26 protein-coding genes (1 of these 26 only partly in view) are annotated in these 20,880 nt (G+C 62.2%); 16 read left to right on the plus strand and 10 right to left on the minus strand.

Translation table 11 applies throughout. The annotated features are described in order from the left end of the window. Together BLV18_RS12970 and BLV18_RS12975 are read right to left on the minus strand one after the other, a co-directional pair. Positions 1–1,080: the 5' portion of an aminopeptidase P family protein gene (locus BLV18_RS12970; RefSeq protein ID WP_090359073.1), read on the minus strand. It extends 729 nt beyond the left edge of the window; 1,080 of the gene's 1,809 nt are visible here — the first part of the coding sequence; the start codon lies at positions 1,078–1,080; its stop codon lies off the left edge, out of view. 137 nt (positions 1,081–1,217) lie between these two features. Next, a complete protein-coding gene (locus BLV18_RS12975) occupies positions 1,218–1,781 on the minus strand; it encodes a helix-turn-helix domain-containing protein (RefSeq protein WP_090359075.1) in 564 nt (187 codons plus the stop codon). 189 nt (positions 1,782–1,970) lie between these two features. On the opposite strand from BLV18_RS12975, the gene BLV18_RS12980 reads away from it, so the two are divergent. The 6 genes from BLV18_RS12980 to BLV18_RS13005 are packed head-to-tail and all read left to right on the plus strand — an operon-like array spanning position 1,971 to position 8,034. Continuing rightward, positions 1,971–4,889 carry a monovalent cation/H+ antiporter subunit A gene (locus tag BLV18_RS12980; protein ID WP_090359077.1) on the plus strand — a complete coding sequence of 973 codons (2,919 nt, stop codon included), beginning with the start codon at positions 1,971–1,973 and terminating at the stop codon, positions 4,887–4,889. Further along, positions 4,889–5,233, plus strand: coding sequence for a Na+/H+ antiporter subunit C (locus BLV18_RS12985; RefSeq protein ID WP_043186251.1), 345 nt, complete (start codon positions 4,889–4,891; stop codon positions 5,231–5,233). Before BLV18_RS12980 ends, BLV18_RS12985 begins: the two co-directional genes overlap by 1 nt. Continuing rightward, a complete protein-coding gene (locus tag BLV18_RS12990) occupies positions 5,230–6,909 on the plus strand; it encodes a monovalent cation/H+ antiporter subunit D (protein ID WP_090359079.1) in 1,680 nt (559 codons plus the stop codon). Before BLV18_RS12985 ends, BLV18_RS12990 begins: the two co-directional genes overlap by 4 nt. Further along, a complete protein-coding gene (locus BLV18_RS12995) occupies positions 6,906–7,394 on the plus strand; it encodes a Na+/H+ antiporter subunit E (protein WP_090359082.1) in 489 nt (162 codons plus the stop codon). Before BLV18_RS12990 ends, BLV18_RS12995 begins: the two co-directional genes overlap by 4 nt. Then, the gene (locus tag BLV18_RS13000) at positions 7,391–7,669 is read left to right on the plus strand and encodes a K+/H+ antiporter subunit F (RefSeq protein ID WP_049858721.1); all 279 of its coding nucleotides are present in this window, start codon (positions 7,391–7,393) and stop codon (positions 7,667–7,669) included. The genes BLV18_RS12995 and BLV18_RS13000 overlap by 4 nt, the downstream gene beginning before the upstream one ends. Continuing rightward, a complete protein-coding gene (locus tag BLV18_RS13005; protein ID WP_049858722.1) occupies positions 7,666–8,034 on the plus strand; it encodes a Na+/H+ antiporter subunit G in 369 nt (122 codons plus the stop codon). Before BLV18_RS13000 ends, BLV18_RS13005 begins: the two co-directional genes overlap by 4 nt. 1 nt (position 8,035) lies before the next feature. Here BLV18_RS13005 and BLV18_RS13010 read toward each other — a convergent pair whose 3' ends face one another. Further along, complete coding sequence (locus BLV18_RS13010) at positions 8,036–9,052, minus strand: ABC transporter substrate-binding protein (protein ID WP_090359084.1); 1,017 nt, start codon at positions 9,050–9,052, stop codon at positions 8,036–8,038. A gap of 69 nt (positions 9,053–9,121) precedes the next feature. Continuing rightward, complete coding sequence (locus tag BLV18_RS13015) at positions 9,122–9,589, minus strand: hypothetical protein (protein ID WP_082223526.1); 468 nt, start codon at positions 9,587–9,589, stop codon at positions 9,122–9,124. 507 nt (positions 9,590–10,096) lie between these two features. Here BLV18_RS13015 and BLV18_RS13020 point away from each other — a divergent pair. Beyond that, positions 10,097–10,333 carry a DUF2789 domain-containing protein gene (locus tag BLV18_RS13020; protein WP_090359086.1) on the plus strand — a complete coding sequence of 79 codons (237 nt, stop codon included), beginning with the start codon at positions 10,097–10,099 and terminating at the stop codon, positions 10,331–10,333. Positions 10,334–10,354: 21 nt separating this feature from the next. On the opposite strand, the gene BLV18_RS13025 is transcribed toward BLV18_RS13020, so the two are convergent. Next, positions 10,355–10,759 carry a TraR/DksA family transcriptional regulator gene (locus tag BLV18_RS13025; protein ID WP_049858726.1) on the minus strand — a complete coding sequence of 135 codons (405 nt, stop codon included), beginning with the start codon at positions 10,757–10,759 and terminating at the stop codon, positions 10,355–10,357. Between the two features lie 274 nt (positions 10,760–11,033). On the opposite strand from BLV18_RS13025, the gene BLV18_RS13030 reads away from it, so the two are divergent. Further along, positions 11,034–11,678: a YceH family protein gene (locus BLV18_RS13030; RefSeq protein WP_090359088.1), complete on the plus strand. Its 645-nt coding sequence runs from the start codon at positions 11,034–11,036 to the stop codon at positions 11,676–11,678. A gap of 8 nt (positions 11,679–11,686) precedes the next feature. On the opposite strand, the gene BLV18_RS13035 is transcribed toward BLV18_RS13030, so the two are convergent. Next, positions 11,687–12,505 (minus strand): shikimate 5-dehydrogenase, encoded by an 819-nt coding sequence (locus BLV18_RS13035; RefSeq protein ID WP_090359091.1) that lies wholly within the window; start codon positions 12,503–12,505, stop codon positions 11,687–11,689. A 183-nt stretch (positions 12,506–12,688) separates the two neighbouring features. On the opposite strand from BLV18_RS13035, the gene BLV18_RS13040 reads away from it, so the two are divergent. The 3 genes from BLV18_RS13040 to pbpG all read left to right on the plus strand — a co-directional run bounded on the left by BLV18_RS13040 (position 12,689) and on the right by pbpG (position 14,474). Next, positions 12,689–13,054, plus strand: a complete 366-nt coding sequence (locus BLV18_RS13040) for a hypothetical protein (RefSeq protein WP_090359094.1) — start codon at positions 12,689–12,691, stop codon at positions 13,052–13,054. Positions 13,055–13,167: 113 nt separating this feature from the next. Next, positions 13,168–13,347, plus strand: coding sequence for a hypothetical protein (locus BLV18_RS13045; RefSeq protein WP_049858967.1), 180 nt, complete (start codon positions 13,168–13,170; stop codon positions 13,345–13,347). A 206-nt stretch (positions 13,348–13,553) separates the two neighbouring features. Then, entirely contained in the window at positions 13,554–14,474 is a 921-nt protein-coding gene (pbpG, locus tag BLV18_RS13050; RefSeq protein WP_049858730.1) for a D-alanyl-D-alanine endopeptidase, read from the plus strand. Between the two features lie 116 nt (positions 14,475–14,590). Here the strand turns inward: pbpG and BLV18_RS13055 are convergent, their stop codons facing one another. Beyond that, on the minus strand, positions 14,591–15,043 hold the full coding sequence (locus BLV18_RS13055) for a hypothetical protein (RefSeq protein WP_090359096.1): 453 nt from the start codon (positions 15,041–15,043) through the stop codon (positions 14,591–14,593). Positions 15,044–15,261: 218 nt separating this feature from the next. Here BLV18_RS13055 and BLV18_RS13060 point away from each other — a divergent pair, with 218 nt between their 5' ends. The 3 genes from BLV18_RS13060 to BLV18_RS13070 are packed head-to-tail and all read left to right on the plus strand — an operon-like array spanning position 15,262 to position 17,979. Then, complete coding sequence (locus BLV18_RS13060) at positions 15,262–15,945, plus strand: response regulator transcription factor (protein WP_049858732.1); 684 nt, start codon at positions 15,262–15,264, stop codon at positions 15,943–15,945. Next, on the plus strand, positions 15,923–17,314 hold the full coding sequence (locus tag BLV18_RS13065; protein ID WP_090359098.1) for a sensor histidine kinase: 1,392 nt from the start codon (positions 15,923–15,925) through the stop codon (positions 17,312–17,314). Before BLV18_RS13060 ends, BLV18_RS13065 begins: the two co-directional genes overlap by 23 nt. Before the next feature lie 2 nt (positions 17,315–17,316). Continuing rightward, positions 17,317–17,979 carry a response regulator transcription factor gene (locus tag BLV18_RS13070; protein WP_090359102.1) on the plus strand — a complete coding sequence of 221 codons (663 nt, stop codon included), beginning with the start codon at positions 17,317–17,319 and terminating at the stop codon, positions 17,977–17,979. Between the two features lie 15 nt (positions 17,980–17,994). Here the strand turns inward: BLV18_RS13070 and BLV18_RS13075 are convergent, their stop codons facing one another. Beyond that, complete coding sequence (locus BLV18_RS13075; protein WP_090359104.1) at positions 17,995–19,098, minus strand: DUF1615 domain-containing protein; 1,104 nt, start codon at positions 19,096–19,098, stop codon at positions 17,995–17,997. A gap of 102 nt (positions 19,099–19,200) precedes the next feature. On the opposite strand from BLV18_RS13075, the gene BLV18_RS13080 reads away from it, so the two are divergent. Then, the gene (locus BLV18_RS13080) at positions 19,201–19,599 is read left to right on the plus strand and encodes a hypothetical protein (RefSeq protein ID WP_090362267.1); all 399 of its coding nucleotides are present in this window, start codon (positions 19,201–19,203) and stop codon (positions 19,597–19,599) included. Positions 19,600–19,688: 89 nt separating this feature from the next. Next, the gene (locus BLV18_RS13085; protein ID WP_090359106.1) at positions 19,689–20,459 is read left to right on the plus strand and encodes a YkgJ family cysteine cluster protein; all 771 of its coding nucleotides are present in this window, start codon (positions 19,689–19,691) and stop codon (positions 20,457–20,459) included. Positions 20,460–20,478: 19 nt separating this feature from the next. Here BLV18_RS13085 and BLV18_RS13090 read toward each other — a convergent pair whose 3' ends face one another. Together BLV18_RS13090 and cydX are read right to left on the minus strand one after the other, a co-directional pair. After that, a complete protein-coding gene (locus BLV18_RS13090; protein ID WP_090359108.1) occupies positions 20,479–20,769 on the minus strand; it encodes a cyd operon YbgE family protein in 291 nt (96 codons plus the stop codon). Beyond that, positions 20,759–20,875 (minus strand): cytochrome bd-I oxidase subunit CydX, encoded by a 117-nt coding sequence (gene cydX, locus BLV18_RS13095; RefSeq protein WP_056843503.1) that lies wholly within the window; start codon positions 20,873–20,875, stop codon positions 20,759–20,761. The genes BLV18_RS13090 and cydX overlap by 11 nt, the downstream gene beginning before the upstream one ends. Positions 20,876–20,880: the final 5 nt, after the last annotated feature.

Below are 20,880 nucleotides of genomic sequence, written 5' to 3' on the forward strand. Positions count from 1 at the left end.
ACGTGCGCGTGCGGCCGTGAGCTGCTCGTCGATGGTCAATTCGGTTATGCGCTCGCCTGCCCAGGCACCCTCCAGCCACGCGAAGAACTCGCACAACGCCGCGCCGTCCTGCTCCATGGCCTGGCGAATGTGCTCTGCCTCTTTTGCGGTCTTGCGTGATTTGCTCAGGGTCGTCGGGTTCAGCGCTTCTATCAGGCTGACACCGGTGTCGAGGTTTTCGATGATGCCCACGGTGACGCGGGCAGGATCGATCAGGAGCTTTTCACCCCCCGGTATCGCAGCCAAGGCAGCGCCGATCTCGGTGTAATCCCGGACGTCCACGCCTTCCTGAGACAAGTCATCGCGCAGTGTGGGATCGACTCGGGACAGTGCTGTGAACAAGGTTGCCGTGCCCTCGCCGATCAACGCGAAGGCGACGAAGACCGGATTGTAGGGGACGTCCGAACCGCGCAGATCGAACAGCCAGGCGATATCGTCGAGGGTTGCCAGCAAATGCCACTGAGCGCCGTGGGATCGAATCTGGTCGCGCAGCGCTTTCAGCTTTTCAGCGCGCTCGCGAGCGGCGTACGGCGGCAAATGCGCATAGACAGCTTGCTCCGGCAAAGCGGGACGATCGAGCCAGACCTTTGCAAAGAGGTCGATGTCGGTACGCAGCGACGCCCCCGTGTGTTGCAGTTTTTCGCGCAACTGGCGGGCGGCAGCCACTGCCATGACTGCGCCGTCGACCGCGACCTTAGCGCCAGTGGACATGTGCAATCCCAGCCAATCCAGAGGACCCGGCTGCCCCGCCATCAGTTTGACCAGTTCGATGCCGCTTCCGGCGAGTTCGACCTGAGCTTGTTCCCAGTAGCGGCTGTCGGCCCAGAGTCCGGCGAAATCGGCGGTCACGATCAAGGTACCAACCGATCCATGAAAACCGGACAACCACTGGCGTGCCTGCCAGTGTTCAGGCAGGTATTCGGACAGATGCGGGTCCGCCGAAGGCACCAGCAAAGCGTCGATGCCTTCGCGCTGCATGATCGCGCGCGTCTGGCGCAGACGCTCGGAAATGGGGAAGTGGGCAGAAGGTGTCAGGCTCATTCGGGCTCCGGTTCGGATGCTGAATCGTGTGGGTTGCTTTTGTGGACCGATCATGGCGAATGCGGGAGCGCGGGGCAACCTTGGCAGGGAGGTGCGTGGGGACGCCAGGCGGGTGCAGGCCGCTGTCGGCAGCTACCCTAGATAACGACGTTGCGCACGAAGCGCACCAATGTTTCGCTGTCGTTGCGATAGGCATAGGGCTGATTGCTGGGATAGACGAAGAACTCGCCGGCTGCCAGCTCATGGGAGCGGCCGTCCAGCAGGATGGTCAGTCGTCCTTCACAGACGTAGATCTGTTCGCTCCAGCCTTCGGCATCGGGCTCCGATGCGTAGGCTTCGCCGGGCTGCAGCAGCCATTCCCACAGTTCGACTTCCTTGCTGGCCACTGTGCTGGCCAACAGCACGGCCTTGCTGCCTGGCAGCGTACCGACCCAGGCCAGCTCGTTGATGCGACTGGGATCGCGATTCTCGCCGGGCTGGATGAGATCGCTGAAAGCGACATCGAGCGCTTCGGCAATCCGGTCCAGGGTCGTCAGGCTGACGTTGTTGTCACCGGCTTCTATTGCCACCAGCATCCGGCGGCTGACCCCGGAGCACTCTGCCAGGGCGCTCTGCGAAAGCCCGGCGGCCTGGCGCAGGCGGCGCACGTTATGACTGACGTGCTGGAGAACCGAGGCTCTGGAAGTGGGGTCTTTGACCAAGGGGATCTGTGCTCGCTGGGATAGTCCTGCTGATCGATACAATCGCGGCGGAGCTATCGATGGTAAAAAATTGTCATAAAAAAACAAGTCGTTATGGCGCACCTGTACGATTCTGGCACAGCTTGCGGGTTGGTGATCACCCAGTGACACCGTATGATCCCTTTCAATATTCCTGCAGATTAGAAGCCTATGTCCTTGATAGTACTATTGCTTCTGCCCTTCGTAGGCAGCTGCGTAGCGGCTATTTTGCCGCACAACGCACGCAACGCAGAATCGCTTCTGGCCGGACTGGTTGCCTTGGTCGGCACGGTACAGGTAGCCATGCTGTATCCGCAAATTGCCAACGGTGGCGTGATACGCGAGGAATTCCTCTGGCTGCCCAGCCTCGGCCTCAACCTGGTGCTGCGCCTGGACGGCTTCGCGTGGCTGTTTTCCCTGCTGGTGCTGGGCATCGGGGCGCTGGTCGCGCTCTATGCGCGCTACTACATGTCGCCGCAGGATCCCGTACCTCGCTTCTTCGCGTTTTTCCTAGCGTTCATGGGTGCCATGCTGGGCCTGGTGATCTCGGGCAATTTGATCCAGATGGTGTTTTTCTGGGAACTGACCAGCCTCTTCTCTTTCCTTCTCATCGGCTACTGGCATCATCGCGCCGATGCTCGCCGTGGTGCCTACATGGCGCTCATGGTGACCGGCGCCGGTGGGCTGTGCCTGCTGGCTGGCGTGTTGCTGCTGGGCCATATCGTGGGCAGCTACGACCTGGACAAGGTGCTGGTTGCCGGTGACGCCATTCGGGCGCATGGCCTGTATCCGGTCATGCTGACCCTGGTCCTGCTCGGCGCACTGACCAAGAGCGCCCAGTTTCCGTTTCATTTCTGGTTGCCGCACGCCATGGCGGCGCCGACGCCGGTTTCGGCGTATCTGCACTCGGCGACGATGGTCAAGGCCGGGGTATTCCTGCTGGCCCGGCTATGGCCTTCCCTGTCGGGCAGCGAACAATGGTTCTGGATCGTCAGCGGCGCAGGGGCTTGCACGCTCATGCTTGGCGCATACGCGGCGATGTTCCAGAACGATCTCAAAGGCCTGCTGGCCTACTCGACCATCAGCCACCTGGGCCTGATCACGCTGCTGTTGGGGCTCAACAGCCCGCTGGCAGCGGTGGCTGCGGTGTTCCACATTCTCAATCACGCGACGTTCAAGGCGTCGCTGTTCATGGCCGCCGGCATTATCGACCACGAAAGTGGAACACGCGACATACGCCGCCTGAGTGGACTGTTCCGCCTCATTCCCTATACGGCGACGCTGGCCATGGTTGCCAGCGCGGCCATGGCAGGGGTGCCACTGATGAACGGCTTCCTGTCCAAGGAAATGTTCTTCGCCGAAACGGTTTTCATCAGCTCCACCGCCTGGGTCGAGATCGCCCTGCCGGTAGTCGCGACGCTGGCCGGTATCTTCAGCGTCGCCTATTCACTGCGCTTCACGGTTGACGTGTTCCTGGGGCCCAAAGCCACCGACCTGCCCCACATCCCCCACGAGCCGCCGCGCTGGATGCGTGCGCCCGTGGAACTGCTGGTGCTGACCTGCCTGGTGGTCGGCATCTTTCCGGCACAGTCGGTGGCGCCGTTCCTGGCGGCCGCGGCGATACCTGTTGTAGGTGGCGATCTTCCGGAGTACAGCCTGGCCATATGGCATGGCTGGAATGCCCCCATGGTCATGAGCCTGATTGCGATGGGCGCCGGGGTGCTTCTATATGTATTGCTGCGCAATCAGTTCCGTCACGGTCGGCTGCGCTATCCACCGGTGATCGAGCGCTTCAACGGCAAGCGGCTGTTCGAGCGCTCGCAGGTGGTCATGATGCGGCTGGCGCGCAGGGTGGAGCGACTGCTTACCACCAGACGCCTGCAGGCCCAACTGTTCATGCTGGTGCTGGTTGCGGTGCTCGCGGGCCTCGCGCCGATGCTCCATAGCGGACTAAGCTGGGGGGATCGACCGAAGATCCCGGGATCAGGTGTCTTCGTGATTCTCTGGTTGATCGCCATTGCCTGCGCATTGGGCGCTGCCTGGCAGGCTAAGTACCACCGGCTGGCAGCCCTGACCATGGTCAGCGTGTGCGGATTGATGACCTGCGTCACCTTCGTCTGGTTTTCCGCACCGGATCTGGCGCTGACTCAGTTGGTGGTCGAGGTGGTGACCACGGTGTTGATATTGCTCGGGCTGCGTTGGTTGCCTCGGCGGATCGAGGATGTCGCACCTTCCAGGGCGACGCTGGACCGTGCCAAATTGCGCCGTCTGCGCGATCTGGTGCTGGCAGTGGTGGTCGGCGGCGGCATGGCGCTGTTGTCCTATTCGATGCTCACCCGCGCCACGCCCAACTTCATTTCCGAGTTCTACCTGAGCCGTGCCCTGCCCCAAGGCGGCGGGACCAACGTGGTCAACGTCATGCTGGTGGACTTCCGCGGCTTCGATACCCTGGGCGAGATTACCGTGCTTGCCGCCGTGGCCCTGACCGTGTTTGCCCTGCTGCGGCGCTTCCGCCCACCCAAGGAAAGCATGCAGCTGCCGGCGCAGCAACGATCGCTGGCACCCGACGTGGTCACCGATCTCATCAACCCGCGCGGCGCGGACGACACTGCGCTGGGCTTCATGATGGTTCCGGCCGTTCTGGTTCGTCTGTTGCTGCCAGTGGCAGTGGTGGTGTCGATGTATCTGTTCATGCGCGGGCACAACCAGCCTGGCGGTGGATTCGTTGCCGGCCTGGTGCTGTCGGTAGCGTTCATCCTGCAATACATGGTGGCGGGTACCCAGTGGGTGGAGGCGCAGATGCGCCTGCGACCGCTGCGCTGGATGGGTACCGGACTGCTTTGTGCCACTGTCACCGGGATCGGCGCCATTGCCTTGGGTTATCCATTCCTCACCACACACACTGCGCATGTTCATTTGCCGGTCCTGGGTGACTTTCATGTCGCCAGCGCCCTGTTCTTCGACATCGGTGTGTTCACCGTCGTGGTGGGATCCACTCTGCTGATGCTCACCGCGCTGGGTCACCAGTCGGTGCGTGCTCACCGCCCCTCGAGCCTGCCCAAAGGCATTGCCCCAAAAGGAGCCGTCTGATGGAAGAAGTGATAGCGATTGCCATCGGCGTACTGGCTGCATCGGGCGTTTGGCTGATCTTGCGTCCACGAACGTTCCAGGTGGTCATGGGCCTCTGCCTGCTGTCTTACGGGGTCAACCTGTTCATCTTCAGCATGGGCAGCCTGTTCATCGGCAAGGAGCCGATCATCAAGGAAGGTGTGCCGCAGGACCTGCTCAATTACACAGACCCCCTGCCCCAGGCACTGGTACTGACTGCCATCGTCATCAGCTTTGCGATGACTGCGCTGTTTCTGGTGGTTCTGTTGGCTTCGCGCGGCCTGACCGGCACTGACCACGTAGACGGCAGGGAGCCCAAGGAATGAGCTGGATGCCCCATCTGATCGCTGCGCCCATCATTCTGCCGCTGTTCACGGCGGCATTGATGATGCTGCTCGGAGAGAAACACCGTTCGCTGAAAGCACAGATCAACATCATCTCCAGCCTCCTGGGACTGGCGATTGCCTGTTACCTGATGTGGTGGGTCCAGGATCAAGGCCAGGCCGGTTCGATTGGCGTGTACTTGCCCGGCAACTGGCAGGTGCCATTCGGTATCGTGCTGGTGGTGGACAGGCTGTCAGCGTTGATGCTGGTGCTGACGGGCATCGTCGGCGTCTGCGCCCTGCTGTTCGCCATGGCCCGCTGGGATCGGGCCGGCGCGAGCTTCCACGCCTTGTTCCAGATTCAGTTGATGGGCCTCTACGGTGCCTTCCTGACCGCCGATCTGTTCAACCTGTTCGTGTTCTTCGAGGTGCTCCTGGCCGCTTCCTATGGCCTGATGCTGCATGGTTCGGGCAAGGCCCGGGTATCGGCCGGGCTGCATTACATCGCGATCAACCTGCTGGCCTCGTCGTTGTTCCTGATCGGTGCGGCCATGATCTACGGAGTCACGGGAACCCTGAACATGGCTGACCTGGCCCTGAAGATCCCGTTGGTGCCCGAAGCGGATCGCGGCCTGCTGCATGCCGGTGCTGCCATTCTCGCGACAGCCTTCCTGGCCAAGGCGGGCATGTGGCCGTTGAATTTCTGGCTGGTGCCAGCGTACTCGTCCGCCAGCGCCCCGGTTGCGGCGCTGTTCGCGATCATGACCAAGGTGGGCTTCTATACCCTGCTGCGGCTGTGGACCCTGATGTTTTCCGGACAGGCCGGTGCCTCGGCGCATTTCGGCGGTCAGTGGCTGATCTACGGGGGCCTGGCGACCATCGCCGTGGCGGCCGTCTGCATTCTTGCGGCGCAGCGACTGGAGCGCATGGCGAGCCTGAGCATCCTGATTTCAGCCGGCATCCTGCTGGCGGCGATCGGTTTCGGGCAGAGCGGGTTGATCGCTGCCGCGCTGTTCTATCTGGTCAGCTCGACCTTGGCACTCAGTGCGCTGTTCCTGCTCGCCGAATTGATCGAGCGTTCGCGGTCTGCCAACGAGATTCCCCTGGAGTACGATGCCGACCCTCTGCCAGCTGCAGTCGAGGCATTGCATCCGCCCAAGGGTATCAACCTGGATGACGAACAGAAGGCCGTGGTAGGCCAGGTGATTCCCTGGACCATGGCCTTCCTGGGCTTGAGCTTCATTGCCTGCGCACTGCTGATCATCGGCATGCCGCCGTTGTCCGGGTTCATCGGCAAACTGAATCTGATCGCCGCGTTGTTCAATCCACAGGGTCTCGGGGTGGCCACCGAGCAAACCCCGAGTGCGAGCGCATGGGTCTATCTGGCGTTGCTGGTCCTTTCCGGACTGGCGTCGCTGATCGCTCTGGCGCGTGTGGGCATGCAGCGCTTCTGGACGCCGCACGAGCGGCCTTCACCGTTGCTGCGGCTCAACGAGTGTGTACCGATCATGGTCCTGCTGGGATTGTGTGTGTTGTTGGCGATGCGCGCAGAACCGTTACTGCGGTACACGGCCGATACGGCGGCCATGCTCGATGATCCCAAGCAATACGTGATGACCGTGCTGGGCGCCCAGCCGGTACCCGGTCCGACTACAACAAGCCTTGAGGGTGAACCATGAGTCGCCTGTTTCCTGCTCCGTTGCTGTTGATCGCCCTTGCCATACTGTGGTTGCTGCTCAATGTTTCAATGAGTGCCGGCAACCTCTTGTTCGCCGTGCTGCTGGGGTGGCTGGCGCCGCTGTTGATGTCGCCGCTACGACCTCAAGCCGTGCGTATCCGTCGGCCCATGGTGATACTGCGGTTGCTGCTGCGCGTAGGCGGCGGTGTACTGGTGTCGAACCTGCAGGTGTTCTGGCAGGTGTGGAGCATGGACGCTCGCCCGCCACGTTCGGCGTTCGTGGAGATTCCGTTGCAGTTGCACAATGCCAACGGGCTGGCTGCCTTGGCGGCAGTTGCCACCGTCATTCCTGGCACCGTATGGTCCGAGTTGGCGCTGGATCGCAGCGTTTTGCTGATGCATGTTCTGGATCTGGATGACGAGGCGCAATTCATCGAGGAATTCAAGGACACCTACGAACGCCCGCTGATGGAGATCTTTCAATGAGCGCATTGCTGTCCAATGCCATCGTCGCGAGCTTGTTCATATTTGCGCTGGCGATGTTGCTGACGCTGATCAGACTGTTCAGAGGACCGTCGGCCCAGGACCGGGTATTGGCTCTGGACTACCTGTACATTCTGGCAATGCTGGTCATGCTGGTGCTGGGCATACGTTATGCCAGTGACACCTATTTCGAAGCGGCCCTGCTGATTGCCCTGTTCGGCTTCGTCGGCTCGTTCGCGCTGGCCAAGTTCCTGCTGCGTGGAGAAGTGATCGAATGAATTCACTCCAGGTTTTACCCTTCTGGGTAGAGGTGGCCACGGCCATATTGCTGCTCGCCAGCAGTCTGTTCGCGTTCACGGGCGCCTTGGGGTTGCTGCGCTTCAAGGATTACTTCCAGCGCATGCACCCGCCAGCGCTTGCGTCCACGCTGGGCGCCTGGTGCGTAGCGCTCGCGTCGATCCTGTATTTCTCCTGGCTCAAGCATGGGCCGGTGGTGCATGCCTGGCTCATTCCCATCCTGCTATCGATCACCGTGCCGGTGACCACGCTGCTGTTGGCCCGGGCAGCGCTGTTTCGCAAACGCACGGCTGGAGAAGCGGTGCCTGCCGAGGTCAGCAGCCACCGCAGCGACAGCGGTCACTGACTCATTTCAGACTGGCGTTCACTTTGCTGGCTACGTCTTCAGGCAGCCAGGTCTTCCACACTTCAGGATGGTCCTTCAGAAACGCCTCGCCAGCCTGGCGAGGCGAAGTACGGTTTTCGCTCATGTTGGCCAGGGCCTTGTTCAGTTGATCGATCGGAAGGTCGACCTTGGCGAAGAACTCGACCAGTTGCGGATACTCCTGCTGGAATGCCTTGGACACTCCGATCGACAGCTTTGATGGCAGTGAACGGGTGGGCAGCGGCGCGGGATTGTCAGCATCGGTCAGGGTGGCCCAGGCCTTGGCATCGAACGGTGGCTCTTCAAGCTGGATCAACTTGTAGCGGCCCAACAGGGGAGTCGGTGACCAGTAGTAGAAGAGCACGGGCTTGCCGCGACGGATGGACGAGGCGATCTCGGCGTCCAGTGCGGCGCCGGAGCCCGAACGGAAATTGACGTAGTCGTCGGTCAGCTTGTAGGCCTTGAGTTTTTGCGCGTTGACGACCTCGGATGTCCAGCCAATGGGGCTGTTGAGGAAGCGGCCTTTGTCTGGGCTTTCCGGATCCTTGAAAACATCCTTGTAGCGCGGTAAGTCGGCGACGCTGCGCAGATCCGGCGCCAGCGGCTTGATACCTTTGGCGGCGTCACCCTTGATCACGTATTCAGGCACGAACCAGCCTTCGGTGGCGCCTTTGACGGTGTCACCCAAGCCGATCACCTTGCCCTCGGCTTCGGCCTTGACCCAGACCGGACTGCGGCCGGCCCACTCTTCGGCAATGACCTGGATGTCGTTCTTGGCCAACGCCGTTTCCAGCGTGATGGTCGTGCCAGGCTGGGTATCGGTGGGCAGGCCGTAGCCCTTCTCGACGATATAGCGCAACAGTTCGGTAATGAGGCTGCCACTCTCCCAGTTCAGGTCGGCGAACTGGATGGGCGTGGTTTGCGCGTGGGCCGGAAGTGTTGCGGTCGATAGCCAGAGGCCGGCGCCACAGGCGACAAGCCAGGCACGTAATCCTTTCATGCGGGGTTCCTCGGTAACAGTCGATGACTTGGGTAAGTCACCTTACTGTAGCGCAGGTTCCCCGAAGCATTATTCGCTGGGTTTGAAGGTCAGTTCGCCCTTGCGCCATTTGGCTGCCTTGGCGGTCGCCGCTTTCAAGGTCTTGCCCAGATTTTCCTCGATGCGCTCGTGGGCAGCGAAGACCAGCATCACGGTCTGACCTTCCTTGAACACGATGCCTTCGCCCTGCGCCATGCTGACGAACGCATACTCGCCCAATCCGTAGACAGTGAGTTTGATATCGCGAAACTTGAGTTCGAACTTGCCACCTTCGCGGCTCGGCAAAACCGCAGCGCGGAAGTGATCGCCTACTTTGAGTTCCAGTCGAGGTTTGTCGTCGACCACCAGAGCGGACTCGGTATCGAGTTCGGCCATGTAGATGCCTTCCGCGCTTTGCTCGGTGACATAGACGAAACGCGACTGAAAGAGTTTGACCAACTTCGCACGCAAATCGCCGAGCACGAACAGTGCGTGCATATCCAGATTAGTTACTGCCAATGAAGAATCCTCAAATCGAAACACAGACTACCGGACGCTGTTCGCGTGGTAATAACCTGAAGACGCGGGGAGCGCCGAACGGTCGGCAGCACGTGCAATGATTGCCACCGACCTGCTAACGAAAGACTAAAGGATCGAACCTTGATCCGGGATGCGCAGCGTCGACCTGCTGCAGGGAAAATTGCCGAAGACCGCGAAGGAAAAAGGCAAGCCTGGACGTGTATGGCAGAGCGGCGCCACGGCCTCATGGGGAAGCTGGCGACCAACACGTGCAGGGCAGCGAAGCGCATGACGGTGATCTGGCGCGAATAGTACCGAATCGAACCCCGGCGCGGTCAAGAAGTTTGTTGGGTGGACACGTTCAAAACAGGATCGGGGCAAAGCTCGATGCCCTGTGCCGTCCATTGCAAACAAACACGGTACTGCGAGCGAACTCTGGCGAGGCCGTCGCCTCAGATACAGGGTAACCTTTCAATCATGGCTGGAAACGGCCGCAGAGGAGTCAACATGGATCTGCCGAACCCAAGCCTTACTGGCCTTTTCGATCAACTGGGTCTGGACAGCGAAGAAGCTGACATTCAGAAGTTCATTGCCGAGCATCAGCTCGACCAAGACACCAAGCTGATCGATGCGCCCTTCTGGACTGATCAGCAGCGCAGCTTTCTGAAAGAGGAGCTGCACAGCGATGCGGAGTGGGCACCCATCGTCGATGAACTCAACGTGGCCTTGCATCCGCAGGCGTAAGAAACGCCTGCGGTCTATTGATCACGCTTGACGTTGATGCTTGTCGATCTGCTCGTGGCGCTCTTGCGCCTCGATGCAGTACTTGGTGGTAGGGCTGATCAACAGGCGCTTCAGGCCGATCGGCTCGCCACTGTCGTCACACCAGCCGAAGCTGTCGTCATTGATGCGGCCCAGGGCCATTTCCAATTGCGGCAGCAGGCGCTGGTCGCGCTCGATGACATTGACCAGCCAGTGACGCTCCTCTTCCACAGAGGCAGCGTCGGCAGGATCGGCGGGCGTGTCCAGGCTTTCAATGGCTACACGGCTTTGCTCGATGCGCTGCTGGGTCTCGATCTTCATGGCCTGCAACAGCTCGGTGAAGTAGGCCAGTTGCTCAGCGTTCATGTAGTCATCAGCCGGCATGGCCAGCAACTTTTCCTTTGTCATTGATTTCTCTGCAAACGAATAATGCGCTAGGGCAAAACAGGAAGCCCGCGACGCTGTCAGCGACGCAGGCAGAATTCTTCAAGCACCACACGGCACATGGTCAAGAGGGGCGGCAGTCTAAGGCCGGTTTACATGCGCAGCAACCCTAAATTTGGCAGCGGGCCGAGGGCCTGCTCGCTGGCGCAGGCGCGACCGCGCCACAGGCGGCGGCAGGCAGCCGTCTGGGCGGTTTTTATAGCATACTGGCCGTTACCGATTGCCTGGGGTTTATGCCATGACCGATGTTGAAACAACCGCTTCCGAACCCGTACGACTCGATGCCGTGGAGATTCGCGTACTGGGCGCACTGATCGAGAAACAGGCCAGCAATCCTGAAACCTACCCATTGACGCTCAATGCGCTGGTGCTGGCGTGCAATCAGAAAACCAGTCGCGAACCGGTGACCCAGTACACCCAAGGACAGATCGGGCAAAGCCTGCGCGCACTCGAAGGTCGGCAGATGACCCGTCTGGTGATGGGCAGCCGCGCCGATCGCTGGGAGCACCGGCTGGACAAGGCGCTCGAACTGGTGCCTGCCCAGGTCATTCTGATGGGGCTGATGTTCCTGCGCGGACCGCAGACCGTTGGCGAGCTGCTGACGCGCAGTGCCCGCCTCCACGATTTCGAGGACGCCGAGCAGATCCTGCATCAGTTGGAGCGTCTTGCGAGCCGCGGCTTCGCGGTACATGTGCCACGCCAGGCGGGGCAGCGCGAGGATCGCTACAGCCATGCCTTGGGCGATCCTGCGGCTATCGACGCCATCTTGAGCGCCCGGGGCGTGCCGCCCGAGCGCAACGGTTCAAAACACGACGATACCCGCCTGGACGAGCTGGAGGCACGTATCGCTGCGCTTGAAGAGCGCCTGTCGCGGCTGGAATGACAGCCGTGTCAGCCGCGGGCGTACTCGGTGGCCAGGCGTAACTGCTCGGCGGTAGGGCGTACGCCGGTGTAGAGCACAAACTGCTCAAGGGCCTGGATGGCGATGACCTCGAGGCCGGTAATCACGGGTTTGCCCAGCTCAAGAGCGGCTTTGATCAGTGGCGTCTGCCACGGCAGGGCGACGACGTCGAACACCTGCTGCGCCGCCTTGATGGCGGCCCTATCGAACGACAGTTCCTCGGCCTGGTCACTGCCGGTCATGCCGACTGGCGTGACATTGACCAGCAGCTGTGGGCGCGAGTCGCCCAACTCGGCCTGCCAGGGATAACCGCAGGTATCGGCCAGCGCGCGTCCGGTTTCGTAGTTGCGCGCAATGATCAGGCCATTGCGCAGACCGGCGTCGCGAAACGCCGACGCCACGGCTTTGGCCATGCCGCCGCTGCCGCGCAGGGCGAACGTGGTGTCGGGGTCGACGGCGTGCGTGTCCAGCAATTGGCGGATGGCCAGATAGTCGGTGTTGTAGGCTTTCAGATAACCGTTGTCGTTGACGATGGTATTGATCGATTCGATGGCCGAAGCCGATGCATCGAGTTCGTCCACCAAGGGTATGCAGGCTTCCTTGAACGGCATCGACACGCCGCAGCCACGGATGCCCAAGGCGCGGATGCCGCCAATGGCGGCCGGCAGATCGCCTGTGGTCATGGCCTTGTAATAATAGTTGAGACCCATCTGCTCATACAGATGGTTGTGAAAGCGTACACCGAACGTTCCGGGACGCGCGGCAAGCGACATGCACAGGATGGTGTCGCGGTTGGGAGCAATGGACATTCTTGGCCTCCGGCGGCGTGGGGCATGAAAAAAAACAGGCAGACGTCGCGCTGCCCTTACACAAAATTTACCCATCGACGGGGACGCTTTTGACGGTTTTTTTGTCATAGTCATGTCCCCGGCGAAATGATTTGACCCTATCGCAGGTTCGAACGCCAGGGCGCGAAACACGAGGAATCTATCATGATGCGTCAACTTCCCAAGATGGCTCTGCTGGTAGGGGCGCTGGCGATGGCCGGTCAGGCCTCGGCGCACGGCGGCGGCTGGCACGGTGCCGGGCCGGGTATATTGGGCGCGGTACTGGGCGCGGCCGTGGTAGGCGCAGTGGTCACTTCCAATGCGCCGCAGCGGGTCTATGTGGAGCAGCAGCCGGTGTATGTGCAGAGCCCGCCGCCGGTGTACGTGCAACAACCTGCCTATGTGCAGCAACCGGTGTATGTGCAGTCGCCGCCTGTGTATGTGCAGCCTTATCCGGTGTACGCAGCCCCGCCTCCACCGCGTGGCTACTATGGGCCGCCACCGGTGTACTACGGCCCCCCACGCTGGTGAGTCGCCGCGGCAGGGCGTGATAGGAATCGTCGATGGTGACTATCGAGCAAGGTGATTTCTATGGGCCGCGGCGAACTCGTAAGGTGGCTGACAGGAACCACCGGAGGTGTCTCATGCCTGTATTAAGAATCATGTCGGTCGTCGGCAGCGCGGTCCCGGAAAAGTTGCGTGATCTGGGCCTTTTGGCGTGCTGGTACGTGGTGCGCGACGGCGAGCCTGTCAGTGGGCCCCTGCCCTCCCTACCCCACGCCAAACAAGCCTTTGCCACGCTCAATGCAGCGCAGCCCCACTAGCCAGCGCACTGCATGGAATGGATCAAGCCCCGCTCTGCGGGGCTTTTTAATGGTGTTTGCGCTGGATGAGCTTTTCTTCACGCACCAGGCCTTGCCGGGCGCGACAATCGACAGGCGCTTTGCCATACTCGCGCCACGTGACAATCGTCACTTCGAATCCGCTCCACCCCAGGCCCGATCTACCTCTATTTCAGTGAGCGCTCCGCGTGAAGACCCCGCTATCTCTTTTCAGCCTGTTGCTGGCTTTGACCACTTTCGTCGCCACCCCAAACCTCGAAGCGGCGGAAAAAGCCGCCGTGCCACGGGATCCCTCGCAGTTGCACCTGGCTTCGGGCAGCGCTCTGCTGATCGATCTGCAGACCAATAAAGTGGTCTACGAGAACAACGCCGACCATGTGGTGCCTATCGCATCGGTGACCAAGTTGATGACCGGCATGGTCGTGCTGGACGCCAAGCAGTCGATGAGCGAAGTGATCTCGGTCGACATCACTCACAACAAGGAAATGAAGGGTGTGTTTTCCCGGGTCAAGCTCGGTAGCGAGCTGAACCGCCGGGACATGCTGCTGATCACCCTGATGTCTTCGGAGAACCGTGCAGCGTCGAGCCTCGCCCATCATTACCCCGGCGGCTACGGCGCTTTCATCGCGGCGATGAACGCCAAGGCTCGCGCACTGGGCATGACCCATACCCGCTATGTAGAGCCGACCGGCTTGTCGACCAGCAACGTGTCCACCGCCCGTGACCTGGCCAAGTTGCTGATCGCGGCGCAGCAGTACCCGTTGCTCAGCGAGCTGAGCACCACGCGGGAAAAGACCGTGGCGTTCAAGAAACCCAGCTACACCCTGGGGTTCCACAATACCGATCACCTGATCAACAAGGATGACTGGGACATCAAGATCACCAAGACCGGTTTCACCAATATGGCCGGGCACTGTCTGGTGCTGGTGACGCGCATGGGCGGCCGACCTGTGGCGATGGTGATCCTCGATGCGTTCGGCAAGTACACCCACTTCGCCGATGCCAGCCGTCTGCGCAAATGGGTAGAAACCGGCAAGAGCAGCGCGCCGCCAGCCGTGGCGATGGACTACAAGGCGCAGAAAAAGCAGATGCGCCAGGCTGCCGACTGACCGCATCCTTCAGGCACGGCGGGCGGCCTGGTTGCGGTTGTACGTTGTGGCATCGGCACGGGAATCGGCGAGCAGACGCTTGGCGGTGCCGCGATGGGCCGGGAATTGACAGAGCCTCAGGCGGTGGTACTGACCATGGAGCCGGCGGTGCTGCTGCCTGATTCCTGCATGGCTTGAAGCAAGGCGGCGGTAGCGGTCTGCAACCCTGCAGAGGTGGCGACGACCTGGGCCTGGATGGCGGCTACCGCAGCGGCCTTGCTCTCTTCGCTCTGCTGGCTGGCCTGGACACGAGCCATCTCCTGTTGTTGCTCTTGCAACTGTTTCTGCAGCTCGGCGATCTGCTTCTGCAGTTGTTTGATCGTGTCCGAGTTGCCGCTGCTGCTACTGCTGCTCTGACTGCCACCCGCCCCGCCTGGGCCACCGACCGGGGCGTTCGTCGGCGTTGCGGCCGGTGCGGCAGCGGCCTGCGTTGCATCGCTGTCGGCAGTGGACGCGGGAGCGGCGGTGGTTGCGGCGAGCGCTGGGGTACGGATGCTCAGGTTGCTGGCGATGGTGCTCAAGGTGCTCATGGCGATCGTGTCCCGATAGGCTGTGACCGTTACATCGGCGCCGATCGGCCAGGCTTTAGGATGCGCCTGTGATTCATCGGCCAATCGCGCGTGCAGGACGACTGGGCTCACGCCGATGGGGTCAGGTGGCGCAAGATGAAAAAAACTTCAACGAGCCCTGGGCCGATTGTTGTCACAATGCCGCCATCCTCAGCAGAAATCATCGGGTAGAGACCAACATGACTCGCGTACTGACCATCGAAGACGATGCCGTGACCGCCAGGGAAATCGTGGCGGAACTGAGCAGCCACGGCCTGCAGGTCGACTGGGTGGACAACGGCCGCGAGGGGCTGGTCAAGGCGGTTAGCGGCAACTATGACGTGATCACCCTGGACCGGATGCTGCCGGAGCTCGACGGACTAGCCATCGTGACCACCCTGCGCACCATCGGTGTGAGCACGCCGATCCTGATGATCAGCGCGCTGTCGGATGTCGACGAGCGGGTGCGTGGTCTGCGTGCCGGTGGTGATGATTACCTGACCAAGCCGTTCGCCTCGGACGAGATGGCCGCCCGAGTCGAGGTGCTGCTGCGTCGCAACAACGCCGTGGCCGCCGCCGACAACACGCTGCGCGTGGCCGACCTGACGCTGGATCTGATGACCCGCGAGGCGTGCCGTGGCGAACAGGCGTTGAACCTGCTGCCCACCGAATACAAGCTGCTGGAATTCCTCATGCGCAATGCCGGCCAGATCCTCACGCGTATGATGATTTTCGAGGAAGTCTGGGGCTATCACTTCGACCCGGGCACCAACCTGATCGACGTGCACATCGGCCGCTTGCGCAAGAAGATCGACCCACCGGGCACCGCACCGTTGATCAAGACCGTGCGAGGCTCCGGCTATGTCATTGCCGAACCTGTCTAAAGGCTGGCGCTCGTCCAGCAGTCGGCTGCTGGCGCTCTACAGTTTTCTGTTCGTGGCCTGGAGCAGCTTGCTCATGGGCGTGCTGTACTTCGAGGTCTCGGCCTATCTGGCCGATCTGGCGCGGCATTCGCTGATGCAGCGTCAACATCTGTTTTCGCGCTTTCACGGCGAAGCATTGAACGAGGCGCTGGCTGCCAGCGAAGCGTTCGACGACCGTACCTTCGACGCCTATGGTCTGTTCGATCTGCAATTGCGGCCGTTGTCTGGCCAGTTGCTGCAGGTGCCGCGAGGTCTTCCACTGGACGGGCGCATCCATGACCTGAACAGTTGCGTGGACAGCGACAACCCGCAAATGCCGCAGAACAGCTGCGACGCGGTGGCGATGCGCACTCTGGATGGCCGCTGGCTGGTGCTGGTACGCGACAACGGCTCGTTGTTCGCGGTCACTCACATCATTCTACGGGCGCTGCTGTGGGGCATTTCCCTGACGATCATTCCCGGCATTGCCGGCTGGCACCTGTTACGGCGCAGGCCGTTGCGGCGCATCCGCGCCATCGAAGCGAGCGCCGATGCAATCGTGGCCGGTGATCTGACTACCCGCCTGCCGCTGTCGGACCGGCGCGACGAACTGGACATGCTGGCGGCCATCGTCAACGCGATGCTCGAACGTATCGAGCAGCTAATGATCGAGGTCAAGGGTGTCTGCGACAACATTGCCCATGACTTGCGCACGCCGCTGACCCGCCTGCGCGCGCAGCTCTACCGCATCCAGCAGGAGGCGCCGGCGGATTCGCGCCAGGCGTTGCAACTGGATGAGGTAATCGCTGAAACCGACACGCTGATGGCGCGATTCCGTGGCTTGTTGCGTATCTCCGAAATCGAGGACCACCGCCGACGTTCGGGCTTCATTTCCTTCGACCCGCAACCCCTGCTGCACGAGCTGCACGACTTCTATCTGCCCCTGGCCGAAGACGAGGGCATCAATCTGCGTCTGGACGTGCCGGACACGCTGCCAATGCTGCATGGTGACCGCGCGCTGCTGTTCGAAGCCGTGGGCAACCTGCTCAGCAACGCCATCAAGTTCACCCCGGCCGACGGCCTGGTGGTGCTGCGCGCCACGGCGGAGAACGGCGCCACGCGGCTGGAGATCAGCGACAGCGGGGCGGGCATCGCGCCCGAGGAACGTGAGGCGATCTTTCAACGTTTCTATCGCTGCGAGGGCGATGGCCAGCACAGCGGTTTCGGGCTGGGGCTGTCGATCGTCGCGGCAGTGGTGAAGCTGCACGGATTCACCCTTGAGGTGGGCAGCAGCGAACAAGGTGGCACGCGGATGACCCTGTGGTGCCGACAAAGCAAGGCATTGGTGTGACCATGAACCTGCTCTATATCAGCGATACGCCCGATCCGGCCATGCAACAGGGGTTGGCGCAACATCACACGGCCCTGAGCACGGTCGGCACGGCCGCCGCAGCGCAGGCACTGGCGCAGGACCGGTACGGCTTCATCGTTCTGGCGCTGGAACGACCCGGCAATAGCCTGCTGCAACATTGCCTGGCGAACCGAGGCGATGCTGCGGTGATGGTGCTGCTGGCCGACGACGACCGGCTGGCGCGCATCGCTGCGCTGCGCGCCGGTGCCGATGCGTGCCTGGCGCAGCCGGTGGCCCCTGCCGAGGTGTTGGCGCGCTTGCAGGCCTTGGCTCGGCCGCGCCCCCGGGCGACGGCGCTACCGCCATCGCGTCTGTGGCTGTCGCCTTCGCGGCTGATGGTTGGGCGGGGTAAACGTCAACAGAGCCTGACGGTGAGCGAGCATCGCTTGCTGGCCATGCTGGCGAGCACCCCCGGCGCGGTCAGCCGGGAGTCCATCGAGCAGCAGCTATGGGGCACGGGCCTCGAGCCCAAGACCGCACTGATCGAGCGCCACGTGTGCAACCTGCGCCGCAAGCTGGCACAGCTGGACTGCCCGCAGGCGTTGCAGACCCTGCGCGGTTTCGGCTACAGCCTGGCCGAACCCCTGGTACTGCGCGCGGATTGAGCATGCCGATCAGGCTCAGCGTGCGCGGGCCATGCAGCGGGTGTAGCGTTCGTCGACGCGTTGGGCGAACCAGGCGGTGGTCAAGTTGCGGGTGATCTTCGGACTCTGCAGCTTGATGCCGGGCAGGATCGCGCGTGGTATCGGTTTGCCAGCGGCCTTGTCGGCCAGGGCAAAGGTACGCTGGTAAAGCGTGGTCTTCTCGAAATCCAAGGTCTCCCCCTCTTCCAGAGCACGGCGAATGTCGCGGTCGCTCATGTTCAAGCGGTTGCCCAGCCCCCGCACGGCCAGCTCGGTATTGCTCGCGGCGCTGGAGTCGTAGCGGATCAGGTCACCGTCGAGCGCCAGGCGGCTGGCGGACAGCTGGTTCACGGCGTTCTGGAACGCGGCGTTGCGGCTGGCGTACCAGCCGGCATTGAAGTCGGCGAAGCGATACAGCGGTCGCTCATAGCTGGCCGGGTAGCCGAGCAGATGGGCAATGCCGAAATACATGCCGCCGCGCCGGGTGAACACTTCGCGTCGAATCGAGCCGTCCACCGTGTAGGGATAGCCCGCCCGGTGTTTCTCGGCGAAATCGATGCTGACCTGCATAGGCCCGCCGGTACGCACCGGGTTGAAGGTGCCGAACAGCTGTCGGCCCAGGGGCACCATGCCGGTGAAGTCATCGAAGATTTCGCTGAGCTGTTTCTCCGAGCGCGCGGCTTCCAGCCGCTGCGCATAGGTTTTACCGTCGCCCGAGCGGATGCCCAGGGCAGTGTCGACGAGAAAACCGGGCACGTGCACGCTTCCAGCGCGGCGGTCGATTTCCTGGCGGGCGATCTTGCCCAGGCCCGGCACGCTGGGATCGACCTGAAAGGTGGACTCCTGTTCGGCTACCGCCAGTATTGCGCAGAGGTTGTCGTCGGTGCCGGCGATGTCCTGCACCTTCAGGGCGGTTTCGATATCGGCGGCCCAGCCCTCACGGTCGGCGACCTTGCCGGGCAACAGTTGCACGAGCTTGGCGCGGACCTGCTCGGACGAAGGCGCCGGGGGTTGGCCGGCGCGCTGGGTGGAACAGGCGGCGAGCAGTACAAGGAGGATGCTCAGTGCGCCATGGCGCACGGCGAGCCGACTTCTGGACATGTAAGGCCTTGGGAACGGATGAATTCGCGCCAGTATGGACGAGCACCCGTCCTGTCGACAGCCCCTGTGCAAATCACCTGCAGCATGGCTATGCTGCGGGTCATGAACATGGCCCCTGTCGCTCGCCAACCTTGCCCGCCCGGCGCTTGCATCTGCGAGCGCGAACGGCTGCACGCGTTACCCGACGCCGACTTGCGCATCCTGCGCCTGACTCGCGAGGAAGAGAGACGCCTGCTCGAACGACTGGAGAACGTGGAAAGCCTGGACGAGTTGCGGCGCCTGCAACAACGCATCTTCGATCAGCTCGGGCTGCGCGTGGAAGTCACGCCGGGCGCGAGCACCGTGCGCAGCATGCGCGGCATCTCCATTCACATCGAGGCGTTGCCGGGACTGTGTCGCAAGACGCGGCAGTCGATTCCGGCGGCCATCCGTCGCGGCCTGGAAAAGAACCCTCAAGTGGCTTACAGACTGCTGGACGCCCATGACCTGCTCGGTGGCTGAAGCCCGCTGGCACGGAATCTGCTCTCTCCCCTCTCACTGATGACGAAGCGCCACGTTTTCGTCACTCATCCAGTTCAGACGGGGTTTGCATGGACACACGTTTTTCTTGCACCGGGTGCGGCAAATGCTGCAGCGACCACCACGTACCGCTGACCCTGACCGAGGCGCGGCGCTGGGCGGAGGATGGCGGTCAGTTGATCGTGTTGCTCGAAGCCTTCCTGGAAAACGGCCCCGGTTTGCACAGCCTCAACCTCAGCCACGCCCAGCAGGAACATGCCCGCCGTCGCTCGCTGCCGGTGCTGTGCGGCAGCGCGCCCGCCTACGTCTCGATCACCTTCGCAGCCTACAACCTGGGCCCCTGCCGGAATCTGAACGCCGACAACCGCTGCGGTATCTATGCCGAGCGGCCGCTGGTGTGTCGCATCTATCCGATGGAGATCAATCCGCACATCCCGCTGCGTCCGGACATGAAGGACTGCCCCAGCGAAGCCTGGGCCACGGGCCCTGCGCTGATTGCCGGCGGGCAGTTGGTGGACGCGCCGCTGGCGGCGCTGATTGAACAATCGCGCCAGGCTGACCGTGACGATATCGCTGCCAAGGCACAGGTCTGCGCGCAGTTGGGCATTCATACCGCTGCGCTCAAGGGCGACGGCTTCACCACCTACCTGCCCCAGCCCGCCGCGTTCCTTGCCGCGCTGCGCGAAGTCGACGATATGCCGATGCTGGAAGACAACTCGACGCGCTGGGACCTGCACATTCCAGACGAGGACCTGGCCCGGCGCCTGGCCGAAACCGGCGCGATGATCGCCGCCATCCTGGCCGACGACGCCATGTTCATCTCGTTGCGTCGCGCGGCCTGAACACCCGTTGTGGGTGCGCTCAGAGGTTACGCAACAGTACCCAGTAGCCCAGTGCCATCAAGACCCACCCCAGCGAAGGATGAAAGATCAGGCGCCAGGCCCAGGCACGCGGGTCGAAGCCGACCCCGTGCACGTATCCGGTGGCAATGCCCCACATCATCAGGCTCAGCAGGCCATGGCTGTAATGTCCCTGGGCATCGAGCAAGGCCACCGGGTGCAGCAGCAACACCAGGCTGATCGGTCCGGCGAGCAGCGATGACAGCCAGCGCCAGCCGGGCGTGCGCAGCGCGGGCGCCGCTTCAGCGTTCATCCGCAGGGTCCTCGTCCAGGGCGTTGGAGGCTTCCAGCCACAGGGCGTTGATGATGCCCAGGCTGCACGCCAGCAGCACTCCCAGAATCCAGGCGAAATACCACATAGTCA

Origin of the sequence: Pseudomonas coleopterorum, assembly GCF_900105555.1 — a bacterium.
Taxonomy (GTDB): Bacteria; Pseudomonadota; Gammaproteobacteria; order Pseudomonadales; family Pseudomonadaceae; genus Aquipseudomonas; species Aquipseudomonas coleopterorum.

Bases quoted from the DNA above. Each gene is read 5' to 3' on its own strand.
- BLV18_RS12980 (WP_090359077.1), top strand. From the start codon at position 1,971: ATGTCCTTGATAGTACTATTGCTTCTGCCCTTCGTAGGCAGCTGCGTA.
- BLV18_RS12985 (WP_043186251.1), top strand. From the start codon at position 4,889: ATGGAAGAAGTGATAGCGATTGCCATCGGCGTACTGGCTGCATCGGGC.
- BLV18_RS12990 (WP_090359079.1), top strand. From the start codon at position 5,230: ATGAGCTGGATGCCCCATCTGATCGCTGCGCCCATCATTCTGCCGCTG.
- BLV18_RS12995 (WP_090359082.1), top strand. From the start codon at position 6,906: ATGAGTCGCCTGTTTCCTGCTCCGTTGCTGTTGATCGCCCTTGCCATA.
- BLV18_RS13000 (WP_049858721.1), top strand. From the start codon at position 7,391: ATGAGCGCATTGCTGTCCAATGCCATCGTCGCGAGCTTGTTCATATTT.
- BLV18_RS13005 (WP_049858722.1), top strand. From the start codon at position 7,666: ATGAATTCACTCCAGGTTTTACCCTTCTGGGTAGAGGTGGCCACGGCC.
- BLV18_RS13010 (WP_090359084.1), bottom strand. From the start codon at position 9,052: ATGAAAGGATTACGTGCCTGGCTTGTCGCCTGTGGCGCCGGCCTCTGG.
- BLV18_RS13020 (WP_090359086.1), top strand. From the start codon at position 10,097: ATGGATCTGCCGAACCCAAGCCTTACTGGCCTTTTCGATCAACTGGGT.
- BLV18_RS13025 (WP_049858726.1), bottom strand. From the start codon at position 10,759: ATGACAAAGGAAAAGTTGCTGGCCATGCCGGCTGATGACTACATGAAC.
- BLV18_RS13030 (WP_090359088.1), top strand. From the start codon at position 11,034: ATGACCGATGTTGAAACAACCGCTTCCGAACCCGTACGACTCGATGCC.
- BLV18_RS13035 (WP_090359091.1), bottom strand. From the start codon at position 12,505: ATGTCCATTGCTCCCAACCGCGACACCATCCTGTGCATGTCGCTTGCC.
- BLV18_RS13040 (WP_090359094.1), top strand. From the start codon at position 12,689: ATGATGCGTCAACTTCCCAAGATGGCTCTGCTGGTAGGGGCGCTGGCG.
- BLV18_RS13045 (WP_049858967.1), top strand. From the start codon at position 13,168: ATGCCTGTATTAAGAATCATGTCGGTCGTCGGCAGCGCGGTCCCGGAA.
- BLV18_RS13055 (WP_090359096.1), bottom strand. From the start codon at position 15,043: ATGAGCACCTTGAGCACCATCGCCAGCAACCTGAGCATCCGTACCCCA.
- BLV18_RS13060 (WP_049858732.1), top strand. From the start codon at position 15,262: ATGACTCGCGTACTGACCATCGAAGACGATGCCGTGACCGCCAGGGAA.
- BLV18_RS13065 (WP_090359098.1), top strand. From the start codon at position 15,923: ATGTCATTGCCGAACCTGTCTAAAGGCTGGCGCTCGTCCAGCAGTCGG.
- BLV18_RS13070 (WP_090359102.1), top strand. From the start codon at position 17,317: ATGAACCTGCTCTATATCAGCGATACGCCCGATCCGGCCATGCAACAG.
- BLV18_RS13075 (WP_090359104.1), bottom strand. From the start codon at position 19,098: ATGTCCAGAAGTCGGCTCGCCGTGCGCCATGGCGCACTGAGCATCCTC.
- BLV18_RS13080 (WP_090362267.1), top strand. From the start codon at position 19,201: ATGAACATGGCCCCTGTCGCTCGCCAACCTTGCCCGCCCGGCGCTTGC.
- BLV18_RS13085 (WP_090359106.1), top strand. From the start codon at position 19,689: ATGGACACACGTTTTTCTTGCACCGGGTGCGGCAAATGCTGCAGCGAC.
- BLV18_RS13090 (WP_090359108.1), bottom strand. From the start codon at position 20,769: ATGAACGCTGAAGCGGCGCCCGCGCTGCGCACGCCCGGCTGGCGCTGG.
- cydX (WP_056843503.1), bottom strand. From the start codon at position 20,875: ATGTGGTATTTCGCCTGGATTCTGGGAGTGCTGCTGGCGTGCAGCCTG.